This window comes from Aeromonas sp. R7-4, assembly GCF_040908055.1.
Classification (GTDB): domain Bacteria; phylum Pseudomonadota; class Gammaproteobacteria; order Enterobacterales; family Aeromonadaceae; genus Aeromonas; species Aeromonas sanarellii.
In genome coordinates this window covers 139,128-160,887 of sequence record NZ_JBFODA010000065.1, presented here as the reverse complement: position 1 = coordinate 160,887, position 21,760 = coordinate 139,128, and the positions used below count along the sequence as shown (strand labels likewise).

Here is a 21,760-nt window from a genome sequence, read left to right as displayed (position 1 = left end):
CCCGCCTCGCGCCAGCGCTGGCGCACCTCGGGGCGATAGCGATCGAAATGGGATTCGAACTGGGCGATCTGACCCAGCACCCCGTCTGCCAGCAGGCGGCGCACGGTGAGGAAGTCCCCGTCCCAGCGCCGGTTGTGGAAGATGCTGAGCAGCCGCTGCTGCTTCTCGGCCAGCTCGACCAGCGCCTTCGCCTCGGCCAGATCCAGGGCGAAGGGCTTGTCGATCACCACGTGCTTGCCCGCCAGCAGCGCCTCGCGGGCGATGGGGGCATGGGTGTCGTTCGGCGTGGCAATCACCACCAGATCCACCGACGGGTCGGCCAGCACCTGCTCCAGGGTGCCGACGAGACAACCGGGCAGCTCGGCCTGCACCCTGACGGCATCCCGGCTCACCACCCAGCGCAGGGCAAGCCCCGGGGTCGTGGTGAGGAAGGGGGCGTGAAAGGTCTGCCCTGCGAAGCCGTAACCCACCAGGGCGGCGTTGATTGTGTGACTCATCCGGTTGTCTCCACGGTATCGAGGTCATGGGGAGCGGGCGAGGCGTCGCCCGCAAATGCAAATATAGAGAAGGGGGCTCAAGGCCCCCTGAGTGTGCCCATCAGAGCACAGGATTTATTGCAAACACAAGCGCCGGCCCTGGCGGGTCATCAGCATCAGCAGGGGGGGCAGCAGCAGCCACATGTGCAGGGCCAGCTGGCTCAGGGGATCCGGCAGCAGCCATCCGGTGATCCCCACCAGGGCGCCGGAGCCGCTCATCTGGAACAGGCCGAGCAGGGCCGCCGCCGTACCCGCACAGTGACCGAAGGGGGCCAGCGCCATGCCGGCTGCGGCACCCAGTATCATGGCAAAGCCGATGCTGGAGAGGAACACCGGGCCCATCATGGCCAGCGGATGCGGGATGTGCATGGCCAGCGTCAGGGAGATGGCGGAGAACAGCAGCACCAGCAGGCCGATGCGCAGGGTCCGTCTCGCCCCCACCCTGGCGATGAAACGCGGTGCCAGGAAACAGGCCAGGATGTTGAGCGCCGCATTGGCGGTGAACCAGTGGCTGAACCCGTTCATGTCCAGACCCAGGGTCACCATCAGCTGCACCGGCGCCGCGGTGACATAGGCGAGGATCACCGCCATCGCCAGCATGCACAGCGCCGCGTTGAACAGGAAGCTCGGGGAGCGCAGCACCGGGCTGTAGCGGGACCAGCTGATGAGCGGGCCGCTGCTGCTGGTCTCCTCCGGGCGGGTCTCCGGCATCCGCCACAGCAGCCAGCTCCCGACGAGCAGGGCGTACCCGGCCATAAACCAGAAGTTGGCCGACCAGCCCGCCCTGGCGGTGAGCCAGCCGCCGAGCAGGGGCGCCAGCGCGGGAATGAAGCAGATGGCACCGTTGAGATAGGAGATCATCTGGCCGCTCTTCTTGGGGCCATAGCTGTCACGGACCACGGAGAAGGCGGCCACCGAGGTGGCGCAGGCACCGAAGCCTTGCAGCACCCGGGCCAGCATCAGCTCGCCCAGGCTGGCGGCAAAGCCGGCGCCCAGGGCGCTCAGGCCGTAGAGCAGCACGCCGCCCAGGGCGACGGGCTTGCGCCCGTAGCGATCCGCCAGCGGCCCCACCAGCAGTTGCCCCAGCCCCATGCTGAACAGGAACCAGGTGATGGTGCCCTGCATCAGGGTCACCTCTGCCCCCAGCTGCTCGGCCATCTGCGGGATGGCGGGCAGATAGATGTCGATGGCCAGCGGGCTGAACAGCACCAGGAGTACAAGCAGAAGAATCAATGGCATCAGTCACCTCAAGCCCTAGGAATATCGATTGGGCCGCGAGTCTACTGACTCAGAGTAATGAATTGAAATGGTATTTAATCACTTCGGTTATTCCCCTATGGAAACATGTATTGTATCCACCCCTCTTGAGGCAGGCCGGCAGCCAGCCCACGGCATAGGTCCTCGGACAATTGCGCTTTTACTCAGCCCCGGCCCCGCATAGAATGCGCAGATTATTTTTGCGGAGGTGCGCGATGAACAAGCTTGTCCTGGCAACAGGGAACCAGAAAAAGGTGAAAGAATTGGCCGCCATGCTGGCCGATATGAAGATCCAGGTGATCCCGCAGAGCGAGTTTGCAGTCTCCGATGCCGACGAGACCGGCACCACCTTCGTCGAGAATGCCATCATCAAGGCCCGCCATGCCGCCCGCGTCACGGGCCTGCCCGCCGTCGCCGACGACTCCGGCCTGGAAGTGGATCTGCTGCACGGCCGCCCCGGCGTCTACTCCGCCCGCTTCGCCGGCGCCGGTGCCAGCGACAAGGAGAACATCGACAAGCTGCTGGCCGAACTGCAAGGGGCCCCCGACTACCTGAAAAGCGCCCGCTTCTGGTGCGTGCTGGTCTACATGCGCCACGCCGACGACCCCACCCCCATCATCTGCCAGGCGAGCTGGGAGGGGATGATCATCGACGACCCCCGCGGCCAGCACGGCTTCGGCTATGACCCCGTGTTCTTCGTCCCCGACCACGACTGCACCTCGGCCCAGATGCCGGCGGAGCTCAAGAACCAGCTCAGCCACCGGGGCCAGGCCCTGGCCAAGCTGAAAGCGGCCCTGGCGGCGGTCAACTAAGGCGCTGTCTCCCGCCGCGTTGTCATCTACAATGGGGGCCGTCGGCCCCCATTTCGTTCGCGGCGCCCCGTCCGTTGTCACCGGCAACCAGGGCAACCCGACCCCTTTTGATTTTTTGAATACTGGAAACCCCATGCTGCAACTGCCGCCCCTCTCCCTCTATATCCACGTGCCCTGGTGCGTCCAGAAGTGCCCCTATTGCGACTTCAACTCCCACGCCCAGAAGGGGGAGCTGCCCCATCTCGAGTACGTGGCGGCCCTGCTGGAGGATCTGGAGCAGGATCTGCACTGGGCCCAGGGGCGCCCCCTCTCCTCCATCTTTATAGGCGGTGGTACCCCGAGTCTTCTGAGCGTGGAGGCTATGCAGGCGCTGCTGGACGGGGTGCGCGCACGCATCGCACTCACTGCGGACTGCGAGATCACCATGGAGGCCAACCCGGGCACGGTGGAGGCGGACAAGTTCGCCGGCTTCCAGCGGGCCGGCATCAACCGCATCTCCATCGGGGTACAGAGTTTCCAGCAGGAAAAATTGACCCGGCTCGGGCGCATCCACGGCCCCGAGGAGGCGCGCAAGGCCGCCGCCCTGGCCCACGCCATCGCGCTGCCCACCTTCAACCTGGATCTGATGCACGGCCTGCCGGATCAGAGCCTGGACGATGCTCTGTACGACCTGCAGCAGGCCATCGACTGCGCGCCGCCGCACCTCTCCTGGTATCAGCTCACCATAGAGCCGAACACGGCGTTCGCCTCCAAGCCGCCCACACTGCCGGAAGATGACACTCTGTGGGACATCTACGAGCAGGGCCACGCCATGCTCACCGCCCGGGGCTATCAGCAGTACGAGATCTCGGCCTATGCCAAAGAGGGGTATCAGTGCCGCCACAACCTCAACTACTGGCGCTTCGGCGACTATCTGGGGATCGGCTGCGGCGCCCACGGCAAGGTGACGGACCTCGCGAACCAGCAGATCCTGCGCACCGCCAAGGTGAAGCACCCCAAGGGGTATCTGGACGCCAGCCGCCCCTATCTGGACAGCCAATGGCAGGTAGCGGCGGACGATCTGCCGCTGGAGTACTTCATGAACCGGTTCAGACTGTTCGAGCCCGCCCCCAAGGCGGAGTTCGAGGCCTATACCGGGCTGGCGCTGGAGCGGGTGGAGGCTGTGCTCGCCATCGCCCGGACCAAGGAGCTTATCGAGGATCTCGGCGACAGCTGGCAGCTCACCCCTTTGGGGCATCGCTACCTGAATGTGCTGCTTGAGCTCTTTATGGACGAGTAGTTTTGCCCCGAATGAAGGCGCCCTCGGGGTTCAACTCCCTGCATTGAGCTCATACACTCGGCATGGATTGGATAAGTGCCTGCGTTTCTATCGTGCAGATGCGAACGCCAAAGCTGGTGACATTCGAGAGCGTATTGTTGTGATGCTCCCGGATCTGTCTAGCCGTTGCATGGCTTTTATCATGGGTTGTGTGCGCATCTGATACCAGTTGGATGGGGAAACCCAACGCAGCGGCACGCCTTATCGTGGTATCAACGCAGAACTCGGAGGCATAGCCACAGACGATCAAATGGCTCAGGCCCCGCTCACACAGGGCCGACTCGAGTTCAGTCCGATGAAACGAGTCCGGGGTGGTCTTGCGTACCATCACATCCGTTGTGGCCGTCTCAAGGTTGCTATGCAGGCTCCATCCTTCACTGCCGAAGGCCATTGCACCCTCTGCCTGTTCGTGTTGGATGAAAAAGACAGGGTAACCACGAGCCCGCGCCCATGCGGTGATAGCGTTGATGCGCTCAACAACCGACTCAGATTCGAAGGGTTTCGGCTCCGGTTCAAACAGCGCCCGTTGTACATCAATAACCAGCACTCCTGTCATCTTCTCAACCTCGTCAGCTAAGGGCAGAAACCCGCTCAGCAGCAGACGCTTATCATCTGCTGTTGGCCGGGCTCCCACCGCTTGCCGTGCTTGGCCTTGCGCTGATAGCTGCCCTTGCCCTTCTTGCTCGGCTCGACCCGGGCCTGGAACAGGGGAGAGGTCACCAGTGCCTTGAGGTGGTTGTCCTGAATGATGCCGCGCTGATGTTCGCAGGCGGGTTCGGCGGTGACGGAAGTCACCTTCTTCTTGGCCATGTTGGCTCCTTCAAGTTGTTGTCGTGTTTGCCGCGCCGGCCACAACACGACATCTCCGTGGCCAGGCGGTGAAAAAACGCGCCGATTGTGCGCCTCTTGTCTCCCCCGCGCAAGGGATCAGGCGGGGTGATAGACAACCTGCACCAACCCGCTTGGCAGCACGGTGCTCGACACCGGCACCAGCGAGCCGGGCAGCGGCCCAGCAAAGAGCGACACCCCGCCCCCCAGGGTGACCGGCACCCAGAACAGGGTCAGCTCGTCGACGACCCCGGCCTGCAACCCCTGGCGCACCAGATCGCCGCCGTCCAGGTAGAGGTGGCGGCTCCCCGCCTGCCAAAGATCCCTGAGCACCTGCGCCAGGGCCCCCTGCCGGAAGGAGACGTGCTCACGGGGAGCGGCGGGTCTGTGGGTCAGTACCACCACAGGTTTGTCGCCATAAAACCACTCGGGAAAGGCGCTCACTATGTCGTAGGTGTTGCGCCCCATCAGCAGGGTATCCGCACTGGCCATCAGGGCGCTGTAGCCGGTCTCCTCCTGGGAATCGCCGTTGTAGGGCTCAAGCCAGGCCAGATCGCCGCCCTCCCCGGCGATAAAACCGTCGAGGGAGAGGGCGAGAAAGGCGGAGATCCGGGGTCTGTTCAGCTCAGTGTTCATGGTCGTGATGCTCGTGACGGGAGGGGGCACCGGACTCCAGGGTCTCCAGGATGGCGCAGTGCTCCGCCGAGCGCGGGCCACCGCAGCAGATATCGGAGAGAGCCTTCAGGTTCTCGCGAAAACGGGTCAGCTCCAGGATCTTCTGCTCCACCTGTTCGAGCTTGGTGTCGGCCACCGCCTTCACCTCCTGGCAGGTGACCCTGGCCTTGTTGGTGTCGAGGGCGAGCAGCTCGCCTATGTCCGCGAGGGAGAAGCCCACCGACTTGGCGCGAATGATGAACTCCAGCCGCCGTCTGTCCTGCTCCCCGTAGAGGCGATAGCCCGACTCGTTGCGGATCCCCGGCGAGATGAGCCCGTTCTTCTCGTAAAAGCGCAGGGTGTCCGCCTTCACCCCGCACGCCCTGGCCAGTTCCCCTATCCGATACATAACCCTCTCCCCGACATGGCATAGCGCCCAAAATGGTACTCAATATAAACCGACCTCCACTATCACCCCTTTGCCCGGCGATTGCCAGCCAAAGGCAGGAAAGCGGCAGCCAACCCCTGCCTTCCCGGCGCTTTATCCTCAAAACACTGAAAAGACAAACGTTTCACAAAAAATCACCAGAAAACGTTTAACACCGCACCACACAAGGCTTTGCCTCTTTAAAAAATCCACCACGGCTCACATTTTTTGTGTAGAATACGCGCCCACAAGAGAGCGTCGCGTCAAGCGGGCATTTCCTAAAACGCTTTTGCCAACGGCCAGCCCCGGCGAGAGTGGTTTGCGAAATCCCCCACTTCCATTTATTTGGGGACTCTCTGTGTTGAGCCTCGCCTCCCATGGAACGGTCCCCGTTATGCTGAGGACGATAGTGTGATGGAACAAGCTCGACCCATTCGCCGTGCACTGCTGAGTGTGTCTGACAAGACTGGCATCCTGGAATTTGCCAAGGCTCTCGACGCGCGTGGTGTGGCCCTGCTCTCCACCGGTGGTACCGCCAAGCTGCTGGCCGACGCCGGCCTGCCGGTGACCGAGGTGTCCGACTACACCGGATTCCCCGAGATGATGGACGGCCGGGTCAAGACCCTGCATCCCAAGGTGCACGGCGGCATCCTCGGTCGCCGCGACCGGGATGACGCCATCATGGCCGAGCACGCTATCTCCCCCATCGACATGGTCGTCGTCAACCTCTATCCCTTCGCCGCCACCGTGGCCAAACCCGGCTGCACCCTGGAAGACGCCGTCGAGAACATCGACATCGGCGGCCCGACCATGGTGCGCTCCGCCGCCAAGAACCACAAGGATGTGACCATAGTCGTCAAGGCCTCCGACTACGACCGCGTCATCGCCGAGATGGATGGCAACGGCAACAGCCTGACCCTCTCCACTCGCTTCGATCTCGCCATCGCCGCCTTCGAGCACACCGCCGCCTACGACGGCATGATAGCCAACTACTTCGGCACCCTGGTGCCCTCCTATGGCGAGAACAAGGAAGGTGACGAGGAGTCCCGCTTCCCGCGCACCTTCAACGCCCAGTTCATCAAGAAGCAGGACATGCGCTACGGCGAGAACAGCCACCAGGCTGCCGCCTTCTACGCCGAAGAGCAGGCCACACCGGGCTCGGTAGCGAGCGCCATCCAGCTGCAGGGCAAGGCGCTCTCCTACAACAACATCGCCGACACCGATGCGGCACTGGAGTGCGTGAAGGAGTTCAGCGAGCCGGCCTGCGTCATCGTCAAGCATGCCAACCCCTGTGGCGTCGCCATCGGTGACGATCTGCTGGCTGCCTATGATCGCGCCTACCAGACCGACCCCACCTCGGCCTTTGGCGGCATCATCGCCTTCAACCGTGAACTGGACGGCGCCACCGCCGCGGCCATCGTTGCCCGCCAGTTCGTGGAAGTGATCATCGCCCCCACCGTCAGCCAGGCAGCCCGCGAGGCGGTCGCCGCCAAGCAGAACGTGCGCCTGCTGGAGTGCGGCCAGTGGACAGCCCCGGCGCAAGGCTTTGACTTCAAGCGCGTCAACGGCGGCCTGCTGGTGCAGGAGCGCGATCTCGGTATGGTGACCCTGGGAGATCTGACCGTGGTCAGCCAGCGCCAGCCCACCGAGGCCGAGCTGCAGGATCTGCTGTTCTGCTGGAAGGTCGCCAAGTTCGTCAAGTCCAACGCCATCGTCTACGCCAAGAACGGCCAGACCATAGGCGTGGGCGCCGGCCAGATGAGCCGGGTCTACTCCGCCAAGATCGCCGGCATCAAGGCCGAAGATGAAGGGCTGACAGTCGCGGGCTCCGTCATGGCCTCCGACGCCTTCTTCCCGTTCCGCGACGGCATCGATGCCGCCGCTGCCGCCGGCATCGCCTGCGTCATCCAGCCCGGTGGCTCGATGCGCGACCAGGAGGTGATCGACGCCGCCAACGAACACGGCATGTGCATGGTGTTCACCAACATGCGTCATTTCCGTCACTGACAGCCCAGGGCCGCCGATGGCGGCCCTGCCTCTTTAGCACCGGATCCTTTCCACTGGCAGCTTGCCTCCGCAGCGCCAGTGAACTCAGACAGAAGCGAGCGAGACGATGAAAGTACTGATCATTGGCAACGGCGGCCGTGAACACGCCCTGGCCTGGAAGGCCAAACACTCCCCCCTGGTGACCCAGGTCTTCGTGGCACCGGGCAATGCGGGCACCCAGCTTGAGCCGGGCATCGAGAACGTCGCCATCCAGGCCACCGACATCGACGGCCTGCTGGCCTTCGCCAAGGCGAACCAGATCGGCCTCACCATAGTCGGGCCGGAAGCCCCCCTGGTGAAAGGGGTAGTCGACGCCTTCCGCGCCGCCGATCAGACCATCTTCGGCCCGACCGCCGCCGCCGCCCAGCTGGAAGGCTCCAAGGCCTTCACCAAGGACTTCCTGGCCCGCCACGCCATCCCCACCGCCGACTACCAGAACTTCACCGAGGTGGAGCCGGCGCTGGCCTATCTGCGCGAGAAGGGCGCCCCCATCGTGATCAAGGCCGACGGTCTGGCCGCCGGCAAGGGGGTGATCGTCGCCATGACCCTCGACGAGGCGGAAGCGGCGGTGCGTGACATGCTCTCCGGCAATGCCTTCGGCGACGCCGGTGCCCGGGTGGTGATCGAGGAGTTTCTGGACGGGGAAGAGGCGAGCTTCATCGTCATGGTGGACGGCGAGCATGTTCTGCCCATGGCCACCAGCCAGGATCACAAGCGCGCCTTCGACGGCGATACCGGCCCCAACACCGGCGGCATGGGGGCTTACTCCCCGGCCCCCGTGGTGACCGACGAGGTGCACCAGCGCGTGATGGAGCGGGTGATCATGCCGACCGTGCGCGGCATGGCGGCCGAAGGCAACGTCTACACCGGCTTCCTCTACGCCGGTCTGATGATCGATGCCGAGGGCAACCCCAAGGTGATCGAGTTCAACTGCCGCTTCGGCGACCCCGAAACCCAGCCCATCATGCTGCGGATGCAATCCGATCTGGTGGATCTCTGCCTCGCCGCCTGCGCCGGCCAGCTGGATCAGAAGGAAGCCGTCTATGACCCCCGTGCCGCCATCGGCGTGGTGCTGGCGGCGGGTGGCTATCCCGGCGACTACAGCAGCAACCACCCCATCAGCGGCCTGCCGGTGGACGAAGTGGCAGGGGAGAAGGTGTTCCATGCAGGCACCCGCCTGGAAGGGCACACCAGCCTGACCCAGGGTGGCCGCGTGCTGTGCGCCACCGCCCTCGGCCACACGGTGCAGGAAGCCCAGCAGCGGGCCTATGCCCTGGCTGGCCGCATCCACTGGGACGGCATCTTCTACCGCAAGGACATCGGCTGGCGTGCCATCGAGCGCGAACAGGCCGAATAAGGGCCGGATCCCGATCACATCAAAGGGCCTGCGGGCCCTTTTCTCTGCCTCTCTTTCCCCCATGAGGGCCCCCTTTTCCCCTGGCGCCATCCGCGTTTTGGTTACATAACGCCAGCACAATGCACACATTTAGTCACAATTGGTCGCACTTTCCCCATACAATTACCCCGCTTTCGTGGCATCATGCTGCGTGACACCGCACTCAAATGAGTGCCATTAGAACCCGCAATGTCGTCGTCTCAAGAGGAAATCCCATGTTGAAAACTGTGCGTCCCCTGCTGCTGCCCCTGATGTTCGGCCTGATGACCCTGCCCGCCATGGCCGGTGATCTGGAACAGCCGATGAAGAAGATCGGCTTCAACTACAAGCAGGCCGTGAAGGCCGACGATGCGGCCACCATGGAGAAACACATCAAGGAGATGAAGGCGCAGCTGGATGTGGCCAAGGAGAGAAACATGCCGGCCGCCAAGAAGGAGAAGTTCCTCGAAGGCATGAACAAGGTACAGACCGAGCTGGATGCCAGCCTGGCGGCCCTGCAGGCCGGTGATCAGGAGAAAGCCCAGGCCCACCTGGCCAAGGTCAACGACCTGAAGAAGGAGTATCACAACTATGCCAAGCAGAAAGGCTGATCCCTTCCACTGGGATGGCCTGGTCCGCCTCACCCACTGGGGGGTGGCGGCCATCTGCATCGGCAACCTCTGGCTCAACGAGGCAGGGGAAGAGTGGCACGAGCGGCTGGGATACGCCGTCATGGTGCTGATAGGCCTGCGCCTGCTGTGGGGGCTCACCTTCGCACGCGGCCACGCCCGCCTGCGTGCCCTGATCCCGAGCCGGGACGATTTTCGCCAGCAGGCCGAGGCGCTGCGTACGCGCGCCCCCGCGGCCCCCGGCCATCACGGCAGTGGCAAGCTGGCGGTCTGGGCCCTCTGGCTGCTGGTGCTGGCCACCGCCGGTAGCGGCTGGTTCCAGAACACCGAGACCGGCTTCGAGCTGGGGGCGGATGACTGGCACGAGTGGTGCACCTGGGCCCTGCAGGCCATGATCGCCCTGCACCTGTGCGCCATCGTCTACACCTCCTGGCGCCAGCGCAGCAACCTGGTGACCCGCATGCTGCCCCGGCGCCGGAGCCATACCCGGGTCCGGCAGCAGGAACCCAACGCCTGAATGCTTGCGGGGCCCTTCGGGGCCCCTGTGTTTCCCCTAATCGCTCGCGCCTCTCTCCCCTCCTATCCCGCCCGCACCTCCGATCGGAAGCTGGTTCCCCCAGGGGTTCATGAAAGCATTTTCATTCACATTTCTTAATTAATTCAGCTTGTTCGATTTTCAACCACTCCGATTTCATGAATGCTACAGAGCCGAACGAGGTTGTTCGTTGTCCGTTCGACTCAACGACAGTGATACGTCAATAACAAGATCGAAGGGAAAATCGTCATGCACAGCACACTGCTTCGAACCGCCCTGCTGGCGGCGGCACTCGGCTCTTTCAGCCACACCGCGACCGCCGAAGGGGTCATGGTTCACCTGTTCCAATGGAAGTTCAACGACATCGCCAACGAGTGCGAGACCGTGCTCGGTCCCAAGGGATTCGGCGGCGTCCAGATCACCCCGCCCGCCGAGCACAAGCAGGGCAGCCAGGTCTGGTGGACCGTCTATCAACCGGTCAGCTTCAAGAACTTCAACAGCTTCGGCGGCAGCGAGGCACAGCTCAGGAGCATGATCGCCCGCTGCAATGCAGCCGGGGTCAAGGTCTATGCCGACGCCGTCTTCAACCAGCTGGCGTCGGGCACCGGGACCGCCACCGGCGGCGGCAGCTACAACTCGGGGCAGTACCAGTATCCCCAGTTCGGCTACAACGACTTCCACCACAGCGGTGACATCACCAACTACGGCGACAGCAACAACGTCTGGAACGGCGCCCTCTACGGCATGCCGGACCTCAACACCGGCTCCTCCTACGTGCAGGATCAGATCGCCACCTACATGAAGACCCTGCTCGGCTGGGGCGTGGCGGGCTTTCGCATCGATGCGGCCAAGCACATGGCGCCGGCCGACGTGAAGGCCATCCTCGACAAGGCGGGCAGCCCCAGGGCCTACCTAGAGGTGATCGGCGCAGGCGGGGAATCCCCCGACATCCAGCCGGGCCGCTACACCCATATCGACACCGTCACCGACTTCAAATACGGCACCGATCTCGCCGCCAACTTCAACGGCCAGATCAAGAACCTCAAGACCCTGGGCGAGAGCTGGGGCCTGCTCCCCTCCGCTAAGGCCTTCGTCTTCGTGGTCAACCACGACCGCGAGCGGGGCCACGGCGGTGGCGGCATGCTCACCTTCATGAGCGGCGCCCGCTACGATCTGGCCAACACCTTCATGATGGCCTGGCCCTATGGCTGGAAGCAGGTGATGTCGGGCTATCGCTTCGAGAACATGGGCACCTATGAAACCGACAAGGGGGCGCCGGGCAGCACGCCCTGCACGGACAGCCAGTGGAACTGCGAACAGCGTCGCCCGACCATCATGAACATGGCCCTGTTCCACAACAGAACCGAAGGCCAGCCCGTCAGCCACTGGTGGGACAACGGCAACAACCAGATAGCCTTCGGCCGCGGTGACAAGGGCTTCGTCGCCATCAACAACGAGAGCGGCAGCCTGGTGGCCTCGGTGCAGACCGGCCTGCCGGCGGGCGAGTACTGCAACCTCCTCGGTGGCAATGACTACTGCAGCGGGGGTTATGTCACCGTCGACGGCAGCGGCAAGGCCAGCCTGAACGTCCCCGGCATGAAGGCGGCCGCCATCATCGCCGGTTGCACCAAGGCCAGCCCCTGCGGCGGTTCCGTCCTGCCGGGCAACAAGTTCAGCAGCATGAACCTGCGCGGCACCCACAACGCCTGGGGCAACACCCCCATGACCGTCGATGCCAACCGTGTCTGGTCCGCCACCCTCACCCTGACCGGCAACGGTGATGCCACCGGTGCCCAGCGCTTCAAGTTCGACGTCTTCGGCAACTGGACCGAGAACTACGGCGACAACGAAGGGGATGGCATCGCCGACAAGGGCAGCAGCAAGGATATCCTGGTCAGCGGGGCGGGCACCTACCGCATCACCCTGAGCGAGAGCGATCTGCGCTACACGGTCACCCCCCTCACCAGCAACCAGGCACCGGTCGCCGCCCTCTCTCCCAAGGCCCTCAGCGTCAAGGCGGGCGAGAGCGTGGCGTTCGACGCCTCCGCTTCCAGCGATGACGGCGGCGTGGTGAGCTACAGCTGGTCCAGCGGGGGCATCGCCGCCACGGAGACAGTCCGGTTCGATACCCCGGGTACCCATACCGTGACGGTCACCGTAACCGATGCGGAAGGGTTGACCGCCAGTGCCAGCGCCACCGTGACCGTCACCGACGACAACGGCACCTACGCCAGCGTACTGCCCACCCTGAACTTCCGCGGCACCCCCAATGCCTGGGGTACCCTTGCCATGACGCTGGTCGCCGACAATCAGTGGGAAGCCCTGGTCACCTTCGACGGTCAGACCAACCAGCGCTTCAAGTTCGACGTCAAGGGGGACTGGACCCAGAACTATGGCGACACCAACAAGGACGGCGTGGCCGAACTGACCGGCAGTGACATCCTCACCCCGGTCATCGGCCAGTACCGGGTACGCTTCAACGATCAGACACTGCAATACAGCCTGACCCCGGTGAGCGTCACCTATGCCAGGAATATCGCCAGCCTCAACATTCGCGGCACCCCCAACAACTGGGGCACCACCCCCATGTCGCTGGTAGGCGATCACCTCTGGCAGGCCAGCGTCACCTTCACCGGTAGCGGCGATGGCAACGGCGGTCAGCGCTTCAAGTTCGACGTCAAGGGGGACTGGACCCAGAACTACGGCGACACCAACAGGGACGGCGTGGCCGAGCTGGCCGGGGCAGACATCACCACGGCAGTGGTCGGTGCCTATGTGGTGCGCTTCAACGACCAGACCCTGGCCTACAGCCTGAGCGCCCAGTAAGGCTCAATACGCTCGGTCACTAGGCCCCAGAGTACAGAACCAGACCTCCTGCCATATCGGCGGGAGGCCTTTTTCGTATGGCGGGCCCCGCGTGCCAAGGCCATCGCGCTGGGGCTCTGGAAGACATCGCAGAGCGGGGCGGCCCACCCTGGCCTGCGCCTCTCATACCAATGGGCACTATGATGAAGCGCTGGTGAGCGCCAGAAACGACAAAGCCGCTCACGAAGAGCGGCCTTGTCTGAATGTGGTGGCCCCTGCCCGACTTGAACGGGCGACCAATCGATTATGAGTCGACTGCTCTAACCAACTGAGCTAAGGGGCCATGATGTTGGTTTTGCGGCGTGGATTATAGGGGATGCGGGATGACCCGTCCATAGTCAGATCAACCACTTGGCGAGATTTTATCCATCTTCAAGCGCATCCCTTGCTCACCGTCATCCATCGGCTGGTGCAGATAAAACAAAGCCCCGCATGGCGGGGCTTTCGAGAGGGGAAACGCATGCTGCTTTCGGACTACTCGTCCAGGAAGCTGCGCAGCACTTCCGAGCGGCTCGGGTGGCGCAGCTTGCGCAGCGCCTTGGCCTCGATCTGACGAATACGCTCACGGGTGACGTCGAACTGCTTGCCCACTTCCTCGAGGGTGTGGTCGGTGTTCATGTCGATACCGAAGCGCATGCGCAGTACCTTGGCCTCACGAGCGGTCAGGCCGGCCAGCACTTCGCGGGTGGCGTTGCGCAGGCTCTCGCTGGTCGCGGCATCAGCCGGCAGAGCCAGGGTGGTATCTTCGATGAAGTCGCCCAAGTGGGAGTCTTCATCATCACCGATGGGCGTCTCCATGGAGATGGGCTCCTTGGCGATCTTCAGTACCTTGCGGATCTTGTCTTCCGGCATGCCCATGCGCATGGCCAGCTCTTCCGGGTTCGGTTCGCGACCCATCTCCTGCAGCATCTGGCGGGAGATACGGTTGAGCTTGTTGATGGTCTCGATCATGTGCACCGGAATGCGGATAGTACGGGCCTGATCCGCGATGGAGCGGGTGATGGCCTGACGGATCCACCAGGTGGCATAGGTCGAGAACTTGTAGCCACGACGGTATTCAAACTTGTCGACCGCCTTCATCAGACCGATGTTGCCCTCCTGGATCAGATCCAGGAACTGCAGACCCCGGTTGGTGTACTTCTTGGCGATGGAGATAACCAGGCGCAGGTTCGCCTCGACCATCTCTTTCTTCGCACGGCGGGCCTTGGCCTCACCGATGCTCATGCGGCGATTGATGTCCTTGATCTGGGCGATGGACAGACCTGTCTCTTCCTCGATCTGCTGCAGCTTGCCGATGGAGCGCAGGATCTCTTCGTCCATCTCGAGCAGACGGGGGGACCAGGCCTTGCCGGCCTGCTTCTGGTATTCGAACCAGGCAGTCTCACATTCGTTGTTGGTGAAGGCAGCAACGAAGGTCTTCTTCGGCATCTTGGCCTGCTCGACGCAGAGCTTCATGATGATGCGTTCCTGCACGCGGACACGCTCCATCATCTCCCGCATGTTGTTGACCAGGCGATCGAACTGCTTGGGCATCAGGCGGAATTGACGGAATACATCGGCCAGCTGGGCGATGGCGTTCTGGGTGTCGTCGTGGGCGCGGCCATTCTTCTGAATGGAGAGACGGGTGACTTCGTACTGGGCACGCAGTTCACCGAACTTCTCGCGAGCGACTTCCGGATCCGGACCGCCGTCGCCGTCGTCGTCGGAATTATCGCCGTCTTCGTCCTCGTCTTCGTCCTCGTCTTCGTCTTCGTCAGCGAGGTCGTCTTCACTGAGCTCGGAACCGATGTGGGTGGCGGTCGGCGCCATATCGTCCACTTCGTTCGGGTCGATGAAGCCGGAGATGATGTCGGAGAGGCGCAGTTGTTCGGCTTCGTACTTGTCGTACTGTTCGAGCAGATAGGTGATCGCTTCCGGGTACTCGGCGACGGAGCTTTGTACCTGATTGATACCGTCTTCGATCCGCTTGGCGATGTCGATCTCGCCCTCGCGGGTCAGCAGTTCGACGGTACCCATTTCCCGCATGTACATGCGGACGGGATCGGTCGTGCGACCAATCTCGGATTCAACAGATGCCAGAGCCTGGGCCGCTGCTTCGGCAGCGTCCTCATCGGCGGTACCACCTTCAGCCATGATAAGGTCATCGGCATCCGGAGCGTTTTCAACCACTTGAATGCCCATATCGTTGATCATCTGGATGATGTCTTCGATTTGGTCGGAATCGACGATGTCTTGCGGGAGGTGATCGTTCACCTCGGCATAGGTCAGGTAGCCCTGTTCTTTACCTTTGGCAACGAGGAGTTTAAGCTGAGACTGCGGGGTTTGCTCCATAGAACTCATCCGGTTGGTGTTGCTAGGTTGCGCGTACAGTGCGCTGCTGCGCAAATAGCCAATTCTAATAGAAAACCGCCAGACATGCTATGTCTGGTTGCGGCGTCGGTCATGAGAAACCCCTGCCCGCAGTATTGTCGGGGCCAGGCGGTTATGAAATGTTTGCTTTTCATCCCGTCGATTCGGGCAACGATGTTCATATTGGGGTGACTCACTCAAATATCAAGCCCCATTCTCATTTCTTTTCTCAATCTGCACCTCTCTGATCAGCATCATCAGCTCCTGTGTTTCCTCAGAGCTTAGCCCCTCCTGCACCACCTTGGCTTGCAATTCCTCGATGCGTTGCTTCAGAAACAGGTTGATGAAACCGACGAAGGTATCCTGCAATTCTCCCAGAATATCGGGCTCCTGGTCGAGCTTTACCTCTTCAAACAGGTCGTGCATCGCCAACTGGGCCAGGATTTCTCCTTCCTTGGTGCCACGCCAGTGCTCCAACAGGATACCCGTCGTTACCCCGGGCTGAGTCAGGATCTGCTGATGCAGCTGCAGCAGGAAGGTGATCCCCTGCAGGCGCAATCCGGCCAGTTCCGGCATGGCCGGCAACTCGGCAGTGATCGCCGGATACTGCACCATCAGGGCCAGCGCACGGCGCAGCGGTGTCAGCTTGGCAGCCTTGGGCTTGTTGACCTCGGCCTTCGGCTGACTGCCTCTGGCAAACAGCTCAGCAATCCGCTGCTTGTTCTCCCCCCAGCGCATCATGCTGGAGAGACGGGTGATCAACCCCTCGCGGGTGAAGCCCTCCGGTACGCGGCGTATCAGTTCAGCAGCCTTGTTGGCCACCTCGAACTTGCCTGCCTCACCGGAGAGAGCTGCGTCACGCCCGAGGCGCTCAAACATGAAGTCGGCGAAGGGCTGGGCCTTGTCGAGCAGGGCCTCAAATCCCTCCTTGCCAATCTGGCGCACCAGAGAGTCGGGATCTTCGCCATCTGGCAGGAACACGAATTTGAGCTCGCGGCCATCCTGCAGATGGGAGAGGGCGTTGTCCAGCGCCCGCCAGGCCGCCTCACGACCGGCGTTGTCACCGTCGTAACAGCAGACCACCTCGGCGGTGGTGCGAAACAGGGTGTGGATATGATCGCTGGTGGTCGCAGTCCCCAGCGCCGCCACCGCGTAGTCGATGTCGTACTGGCCGAGCGCCACCACGTCCATATAGCCCTCCACCACCAGGATCCGGCGAGGATCCTTGTGCGCCTGTTTGACCTCATAGAGGCCGAACAGCTCCCGCCCCTTGTGGAAGATGGGGGTTTCCGGGGAGTTCAGGTACTTGGGGGTGCCGTCACCCAGCACCCGGCCGCCGAAGCCGATGACCCGGCCGCGTTTATCCCGGATCGGGAACATGATGCGATCGCGGAAGCGATCATAGCTGCCGGGGCCGCTGTCGCGGGGGATCAACATGCCACCCGAGATAAGCAGTTGCTCGTGATCCCGGCTGGCACCAAACCGCCGCCTCACCTGGTCCCAGTCGCCCGGGGCATACCCGATGTTGAAGCGTTTGACCACTTCCCCGGTCAGACCACGTCCCTTCAGGTACTCCACCGCCTGCGGCGCACTCTTGAGATTGCTCTCATAGAAGCGGGCTATCTGGTTCATCAGCTCGAACAGATCCTTGCTGACCGCAGGCTGGCTATTGCCAGACCCGCCAGAGGTTTGCTCGCGGGGCACCTGCATGCCGTGCAGGCTGGCGAGCTCCTCAATGGCATCGGGAAATTCGAGCCCGTCGTACTCCATGACAAAGCCGATGGCATTGCCGTGGGCGCCACAACCGAAGCAGTGATAGAACTGCTTCTCCTGGCTGACGGTAAAGGAGGGGCTTTTTTCGTTATGAAAAGGGCAGCAAGCCTGGTAGTTCTTACCGGCTTTCTTCAACCGCACACGGGAATCGATAAGTTCGACTATGTCGGTGCGTACGAGCAGATCATCGATAAAGGATTGCGGGATCCTGCCTGCCATAACCGTCCTGTTTCATTGCATAGAAAATAAAAAAGCCGCGCATTCCCGGGGAAGCACGGCTTCTTTGACCAAACAAGAGAGTTGCCTGTTACGCCAAGCGGGTTTTCACCTGCACACTGACGGCGCCGACATCGGCACGCCCCTGAATTTTCGGCTTCAAGACAGCCATGACCTTGCCCATGTCAGCCATGACGGCAGCACCACTTTCAGCGATGGCTTGCTCAATCAGTGCGGCAATCTCGGCTGCGGTCAGCTGCTGCGGCAGGAACTCCTGCAGCACAACGATCTCTGCGGACTCTTTGTCGGCGAGATCCTGGCGACCGGCTGCTTCGAACTGGCTGATGGAATCGCGACGCTGTTTGACCATCTTGGTCACGACAGCGAGGATCTCCTGATCATCGAGCTCGACACGGGTATCGACTTCACGCTGCTTGATCTCGGCCATCAACAAACGGATCGCTCCCAGGCGAGCCTTGTCTTTGGCAAGCATGGCGAGCTTTTGTTGATCCTTGAGTTGATCCTTCAGAGACACGGCATGATCCCTTGATTAGTACAGGCGGATACGACGTGCGTTCTCGCGGGACAGCTTCTTGGCGTGACGCTTGACGGCGGACGCTTTGGCACGTTTGCGAATGGTAGTCGGCTTCTCGTAGAACTCACGGCTACGAACTTCGGACAGGATACCGGCCTTTTCGCAAGAACGCTTGAAGCGACGCAGAGCAACGTCAAACGGCTCATTTTCACGGACTTTGATTACTGGCATGTGCCTTTCACCTCAGTGATAAATTGTTAGCTGACCTTCAATCGATCAGCATGTCTTAAAATGGTGCGAAATTATACTCTGGACAGGGAATGAAAGTAAACCCGCAGAGATCGCTCTGGTTTAAAAAACCCGCGAAGGTTACCATAGCCGTCTCATTTTAGCAGTGAAATTTTTTAGCAATGCGTGTATTGGGCATAGAGACATCCTGTGACGAAACCGGGATCGCGATCTTCGATGATCAAAAAGGGATCCTTTCCCACCAGTTATACAGCCAGGTCAAGCTGCATGCGGACTACGGCGGCGTCGTTCCCGAGCTGGCCAGCCGGGATCATGTCCGCAAGACGATCCCCTTGATCCAGGCCGCCCTGAAGGAAGCTGGGCTCGGCAAGGATGAGATCGACGGCATCGCCTACACCGCAGGTCCGGGTCTGGTTGGCGCCATCCTGGTGGGGGCTACCATAGGCCGCTCCCTGGCCATGGCCTGGGGCAAACCGGCAGTGGCGGTGCACCATATGGAAGGCCACCTGCTGGCCCCCATGCTGGAGGAGAAGGCCCCCGAGTTCCCCTTCGTCGCCCTACTGGTCTCCGGTGGTCACTCCATGCTGGTACGGGTCGACGGCATCGGCAGTTATCAGCTGCTGGGGGAATCCATCGACGATGCCGCCGGCGAGGCGTTCGACAAAACCGCCAAGCTGATGGGACTGGACTACCCGGGTGGCCCCCTGCTCTCCCGTCTGGCGGAGAAGGGCGTGAAGGGACGCTTCACCTTCCCGCGCCCCATGACCGACCGCCCCGGGCTCGACATGAGCTTCTCCGGCCTGAAGACCTTCGCCGCCAATACCATCGCCGCCAACGGTGACGACGAACAGACCCGTGCCGATATCGCCCGTGCATTTGAAGATGCGGTCGTCGATACGCTGGCCATCAAGTGCCGCCGCGCGCTGAAGGAGACCGGCCTCAACCGTCTGGTGGTGGCCGGTGGCGTCAGTGCCAACCGTCATCTGCGCGCCCAGCTGGCCGAGCTGATGGCGAGTCTCAAGGGAGAAGTGTTCTATCCACGCACCGAATATTGCACCGACAACGGCGCCATGATCGCCTATGCCGGCATGCAGCGCCTGAAGGCGGGCGTGTTCGAGCCGCTGGTCGTCAAGGCCGTGCCACGCTGGCCGCTGGACACCCTGGATCCGGTGTGATCCAAAGGATCCATTGCTAGAAGAAAGGGGCCCATGGCCCCTTTGTTGTCTCTGATGACGGTATTCGCACTGTCCAAGGCTAATTGGTTCTGAACAGGGCCTCGATGGAGAGCCCCTGCCCCAGCAGGATCTCCCGCAGGCGGCGCAGTCCTTCCACCTGGATCTGGCGCACCCGCTCCCGGGTCAACCCTATCTCGGCGCCCACGTCTTCCAGGGTCGCCGGCTCATAACCGAGCAGGCCGAAACGGCGGGCCAGCACCTCGCGCTGCTTGGGATTCAGCTCTTCCAGCCAGTGCACTATGCTGCTGCGCATGTCATCTTCCTGGGACTCCAGCTCAGGGCCCATGCCGCGCTCGTCGGAGAGCACGTCCAGCAGCGCCTTGTCCCGATCGCCACCGATGGGGGTATCCACCGAGGTGATCTTCTCGTTGAGCTTGAGCATGCGATTCACGTCGTCGACGGAGCGATCCAGCGCGAAGGCGATGTCCTCGGCGGTCGGTTCATGATCGAGACGATGGGAGAGCTCGCGGGCGGTGCGCAGATAGACGTTCAACTCCTTGACCACATGGATGGGCAGACGGATGGTGCGGGTCTGGTTCATGATGGCCCGCTCTATGGTCTGGCGAATCCACCAGGTGGCATAGGTGGAGAAGCGGAAGCCCCGTTCGGGGTCAAACTTTTCGACCGCCCGGATGAGGCCGAGGTTGCCCTCTTCGATAAGATCCAGCAGCACCAGGCCGCGGTTGTTGTAGCGCCGGGCAATCTTGACCACCAGGCGCAGGTTGGATTCGATCATGCGCTTGCGCGCCGCTTTGTCGCCGCGCAGGGCACGGCGAGCGTAGTAGACTTCCTCTTCGGCCGTGAGCAGGGGGGAGAAGCCGATCTCCCCCAGATAGAGCTGGGTGGCGTCCATCACCTTGTTCAGCTCGGGCGCCATCAGTTCATCGGAGATGGTCTCTTCGGCCTCGGCCGCCACCTCCTGAACCTCTTCTTCCTCCTGAACCTCCAGCTCTTCGTCGAACTCTAACTCTGCATCCTGCATTACCAGTTGTTCTTGGCTCATGATATGTCTCCCTGACCTGCACCAGAGTAAGACCTAGCTCTCTGAGTTAACGCTTTGGCAAATAGCCCATCGGGTTGATCGACTTGCCTTTGTACCGGATTTCAAAGTGCAAGCGCACATCCGGCGCATCCGTGCTACCCATATTGGCGATAACTGCTCCGCCCTTGACGCTGTCTCCCTCTTTGACCCTCAGCTCGTCGTTGTGAGCGTAGGCGGAGAGGTAGTCATCGTTGTGCTTGAGAATAATCAGCTTGCCGTAACCCCTGAGTGCGCTGCCCGCGTAGACCACTTTGCCGCCACTTGCGGCGTAAATGGGTTGACCCTTTTGACCCGAGATGTCGATGCCCTTGTTGCCCTGTTCGGCAACGGAGAAGCCTTCGACGATCCGCCCTTTGGTCGGCCAATGCCAGGAGAGTGTTGACTTGGTGCTGATGTTTTTTTGTTCTGTCGCCTGAGCGTATGCTGTTGACGAGGCAGGAGCAATCGTTTTCTGAGCGATAAACGGGGTGGTCGTACCTGCCGGCGCCGTCGCCAGTGCTTTGGGGCCTGTGCTGGTCACGACCGGGGTCGCGGCAGCAACCATCTGGCCGCTGGCCGACCCCGCAGTCCCCACGTTGAGCACCTGGCCCACGTGCAGGGCATAGGGCGCCTGGAGGTTGTTGCGCTGTGCCAGCGTCTGGTTGGATAGACCGAACTGGCGACCGATGCTGCTCAGAGTATCGCCACGGCGCACCTCATAGGTGCCCGATCCCGTCACGCTGCCACGGCTGACCGGGCTGCCGACGCTCACCACCGAGCTGAACGCCGAGCCATCCAGCCTGAGCTGCTGACCGGGATAGATGTTGTAGGGAGGGCTGATGCCGTTGATGCTGATGAGCGAAGCCACGTCCATGCCCGAACGGAACGCGATGGAGTACAGGGTATCCCCTTTGACCACGGTATAGCCCCCGCTCTGGGCGGCAGGCTTGGCCCCCCCTTGGCGGACCGGTATGGTCGAGGCGATCTGATCATTGCCCAGGCTATGCACCGGGGCAGCAGTCTTGCTGGAGGAGCAGGCAAGCAGCAGCCATGACAACACGACGACACCGCTACCTTGCCAAACACGCGAACACATAGTG

20 protein-coding genes and 1 tRNA gene are annotated in these 21,760 nt (G+C 62.1%); 8 read left to right on the top strand and 13 right to left on the bottom strand.

The window, feature by feature from the left end; genetic code table 11:
- Positions 1-497, bottom strand: a 497-nt coding sequence (locus tag AB5Y72_RS18960; RefSeq protein WP_368199427.1) for a Gfo/Idh/MocA family oxidoreductase, incomplete at its 3' end; no start/stop codon positions are given.
- Positions 498-611: 114 nt separating this feature from the next.
- Complete coding sequence (locus AB5Y72_RS18955; protein WP_042077163.1) at positions 612-1,775, bottom strand: multidrug effflux MFS transporter; 1,164 nt, start codon at positions 1,773-1,775, stop codon at positions 612-614.
- Between the two features lie 233 nt (positions 1,776-2,008).
- Between AB5Y72_RS18955 and rdgB the strand changes: the two genes are divergently transcribed.
- Positions 2,009-2,605: an RdgB/HAM1 family non-canonical purine NTP pyrophosphatase gene (rdgB, locus tag AB5Y72_RS18950; RefSeq protein WP_219143539.1), complete on the top strand. Its 597-nt coding sequence runs from the start codon at positions 2,009-2,011 to the stop codon at positions 2,603-2,605.
- Positions 2,606-2,738: 133 nt separating this feature from the next.
- Positions 2,739-3,884 (top strand): radical SAM family heme chaperone HemW, encoded by a 1,146-nt coding sequence (hemW, locus tag AB5Y72_RS18945; protein WP_219144298.1) that lies wholly within the window; start codon positions 2,739-2,741, stop codon positions 3,882-3,884.
- Positions 3,885-3,933: 49 nt separating this feature from the next.
- On the opposite strand, the gene AB5Y72_RS18940 is transcribed toward hemW, so the two are convergent.
- The 4 genes from AB5Y72_RS18940 to zntR all read right to left on the bottom strand — a co-directional run bounded on the left by AB5Y72_RS18940 (position 3,934) and on the right by zntR (position 5,814).
- On the bottom strand, positions 3,934-4,479 hold the full coding sequence (locus AB5Y72_RS18940) for a cysteine hydrolase family protein (protein WP_216990968.1): 546 nt from the start codon (positions 4,477-4,479) through the stop codon (positions 3,934-3,936).
- Positions 4,480-4,514: 35 nt separating this feature from the next.
- Entirely contained in the window at positions 4,515-4,733 is a 219-nt protein-coding gene (locus AB5Y72_RS18935) for an alternative ribosome-rescue factor A (protein WP_219143538.1), read from the bottom strand.
- Between the two features lie 117 nt (positions 4,734-4,850).
- On the bottom strand, positions 4,851-5,387 hold the full coding sequence (locus AB5Y72_RS18930; protein ID WP_325782903.1) for a dihydrofolate reductase family protein: 537 nt from the start codon (positions 5,385-5,387) through the stop codon (positions 4,851-4,853).
- Positions 5,377-5,814, bottom strand: coding sequence for a Zn(2+)-responsive transcriptional regulator (gene zntR, locus AB5Y72_RS18925; RefSeq protein ID WP_042077173.1), 438 nt, complete (start codon positions 5,812-5,814; stop codon positions 5,377-5,379). The genes AB5Y72_RS18930 and zntR overlap by 11 nt, the downstream gene beginning before the upstream one ends.
- Positions 5,815-6,246: 432 nt before the next feature.
- Here zntR and purH point away from each other — a divergent pair, with 432 nt between their 5' ends.
- From purH to AB5Y72_RS18900, 5 genes are all read left to right on the top strand, one after another.
- Entirely contained in the window at positions 6,247-7,839 is a 1,593-nt protein-coding gene (gene purH / locus AB5Y72_RS18920) for a bifunctional phosphoribosylaminoimidazolecarboxamide formyltransferase/IMP cyclohydrolase (protein ID WP_325782902.1), read from the top strand.
- A 106-nt stretch (positions 7,840-7,945) separates the two neighbouring features.
- On the top strand, positions 7,946-9,235 hold the full coding sequence (gene purD / locus AB5Y72_RS18915) for a phosphoribosylamine--glycine ligase (protein WP_042077251.1): 1,290 nt from the start codon (positions 7,946-7,948) through the stop codon (positions 9,233-9,235).
- Between the two features lie 254 nt (positions 9,236-9,489).
- Complete coding sequence (locus AB5Y72_RS18910) at positions 9,490-9,864, top strand: cytochrome b562 (RefSeq protein ID WP_042077177.1); 375 nt, start codon at positions 9,490-9,492, stop codon at positions 9,862-9,864.
- Entirely contained in the window at positions 9,845-10,399 is a 555-nt protein-coding gene (locus AB5Y72_RS18905; protein WP_325782901.1) for a cytochrome b/b6 domain-containing protein, read from the top strand. Before AB5Y72_RS18910 ends, AB5Y72_RS18905 begins: the two co-directional genes overlap by 20 nt.
- A 267-nt stretch (positions 10,400-10,666) precedes the next feature.
- A complete protein-coding gene (locus tag AB5Y72_RS18900; RefSeq protein ID WP_325782900.1) occupies positions 10,667-13,243 on the top strand; it encodes an alpha amylase C-terminal domain-containing protein in 2,577 nt (858 codons plus the stop codon).
- A 245-nt stretch (positions 13,244-13,488) separates the two neighbouring features.
- Here the strand turns inward: AB5Y72_RS18900 and AB5Y72_RS18895 are convergent.
- The 5 genes from AB5Y72_RS18895 to rpsU form a co-directional block, all read right to left on the bottom strand.
- Positions 13,489-13,565: transfer RNA gene (locus tag AB5Y72_RS18895), tRNA-Ile, on the bottom strand.
- Between the two features lie 191 nt (positions 13,566-13,756).
- Positions 13,757-15,652, bottom strand: coding sequence for an RNA polymerase sigma factor RpoD (rpoD, locus tag AB5Y72_RS18890; protein ID WP_318163315.1), 1,896 nt, complete (start codon positions 15,650-15,652; stop codon positions 13,757-13,759).
- Positions 15,653-15,835: 183 nt separating this feature from the next.
- Entirely contained in the window at positions 15,836-17,623 is a 1,788-nt protein-coding gene (gene dnaG, locus AB5Y72_RS18885; protein WP_209794073.1) for a DNA primase, read from the bottom strand.
- An 88-nt stretch (positions 17,624-17,711) separates the two neighbouring features.
- The gene (locus tag AB5Y72_RS18880) at positions 17,712-18,155 is read right to left on the bottom strand and encodes a GatB/YqeY domain-containing protein (RefSeq protein WP_368199424.1); all 444 of its coding nucleotides are present in this window, start codon (positions 18,153-18,155) and stop codon (positions 17,712-17,714) included.
- A 15-nt stretch (positions 18,156-18,170) separates the two neighbouring features.
- Positions 18,171-18,386, bottom strand: coding sequence for a 30S ribosomal protein S21 (gene rpsU / locus AB5Y72_RS18875; RefSeq protein WP_005309452.1), 216 nt, complete (start codon positions 18,384-18,386; stop codon positions 18,171-18,173).
- A 179-nt stretch (positions 18,387-18,565) separates the two neighbouring features.
- Here rpsU and tsaD point away from each other — a divergent pair, with 179 nt between their 5' ends.
- On the top strand, positions 18,566-19,579 hold the full coding sequence (gene tsaD, locus AB5Y72_RS18870; RefSeq protein WP_368199423.1) for a tRNA (adenosine(37)-N6)-threonylcarbamoyltransferase complex transferase subunit TsaD: 1,014 nt from the start codon (positions 18,566-18,568) through the stop codon (positions 19,577-19,579).
- Positions 19,580-19,658: 79 nt separating this feature from the next.
- Here the strand turns inward: tsaD and rpoS are convergent, their stop codons facing one another.
- Positions 19,659-20,642 (bottom strand): RNA polymerase sigma factor RpoS, encoded by a 984-nt coding sequence (rpoS, locus tag AB5Y72_RS18865; protein ID WP_209794070.1) that lies wholly within the window; start codon positions 20,640-20,642, stop codon positions 19,659-19,661.
- Positions 20,643-20,688: 46 nt separating this feature from the next.
- Complete coding sequence (locus AB5Y72_RS18860; protein WP_325782897.1) at positions 20,689-21,756, bottom strand: LysM peptidoglycan-binding domain-containing protein; 1,068 nt, start codon at positions 21,754-21,756, stop codon at positions 20,689-20,691.
- Between the last annotated feature and the right edge of the window lie 4 nt (positions 21,757-21,760).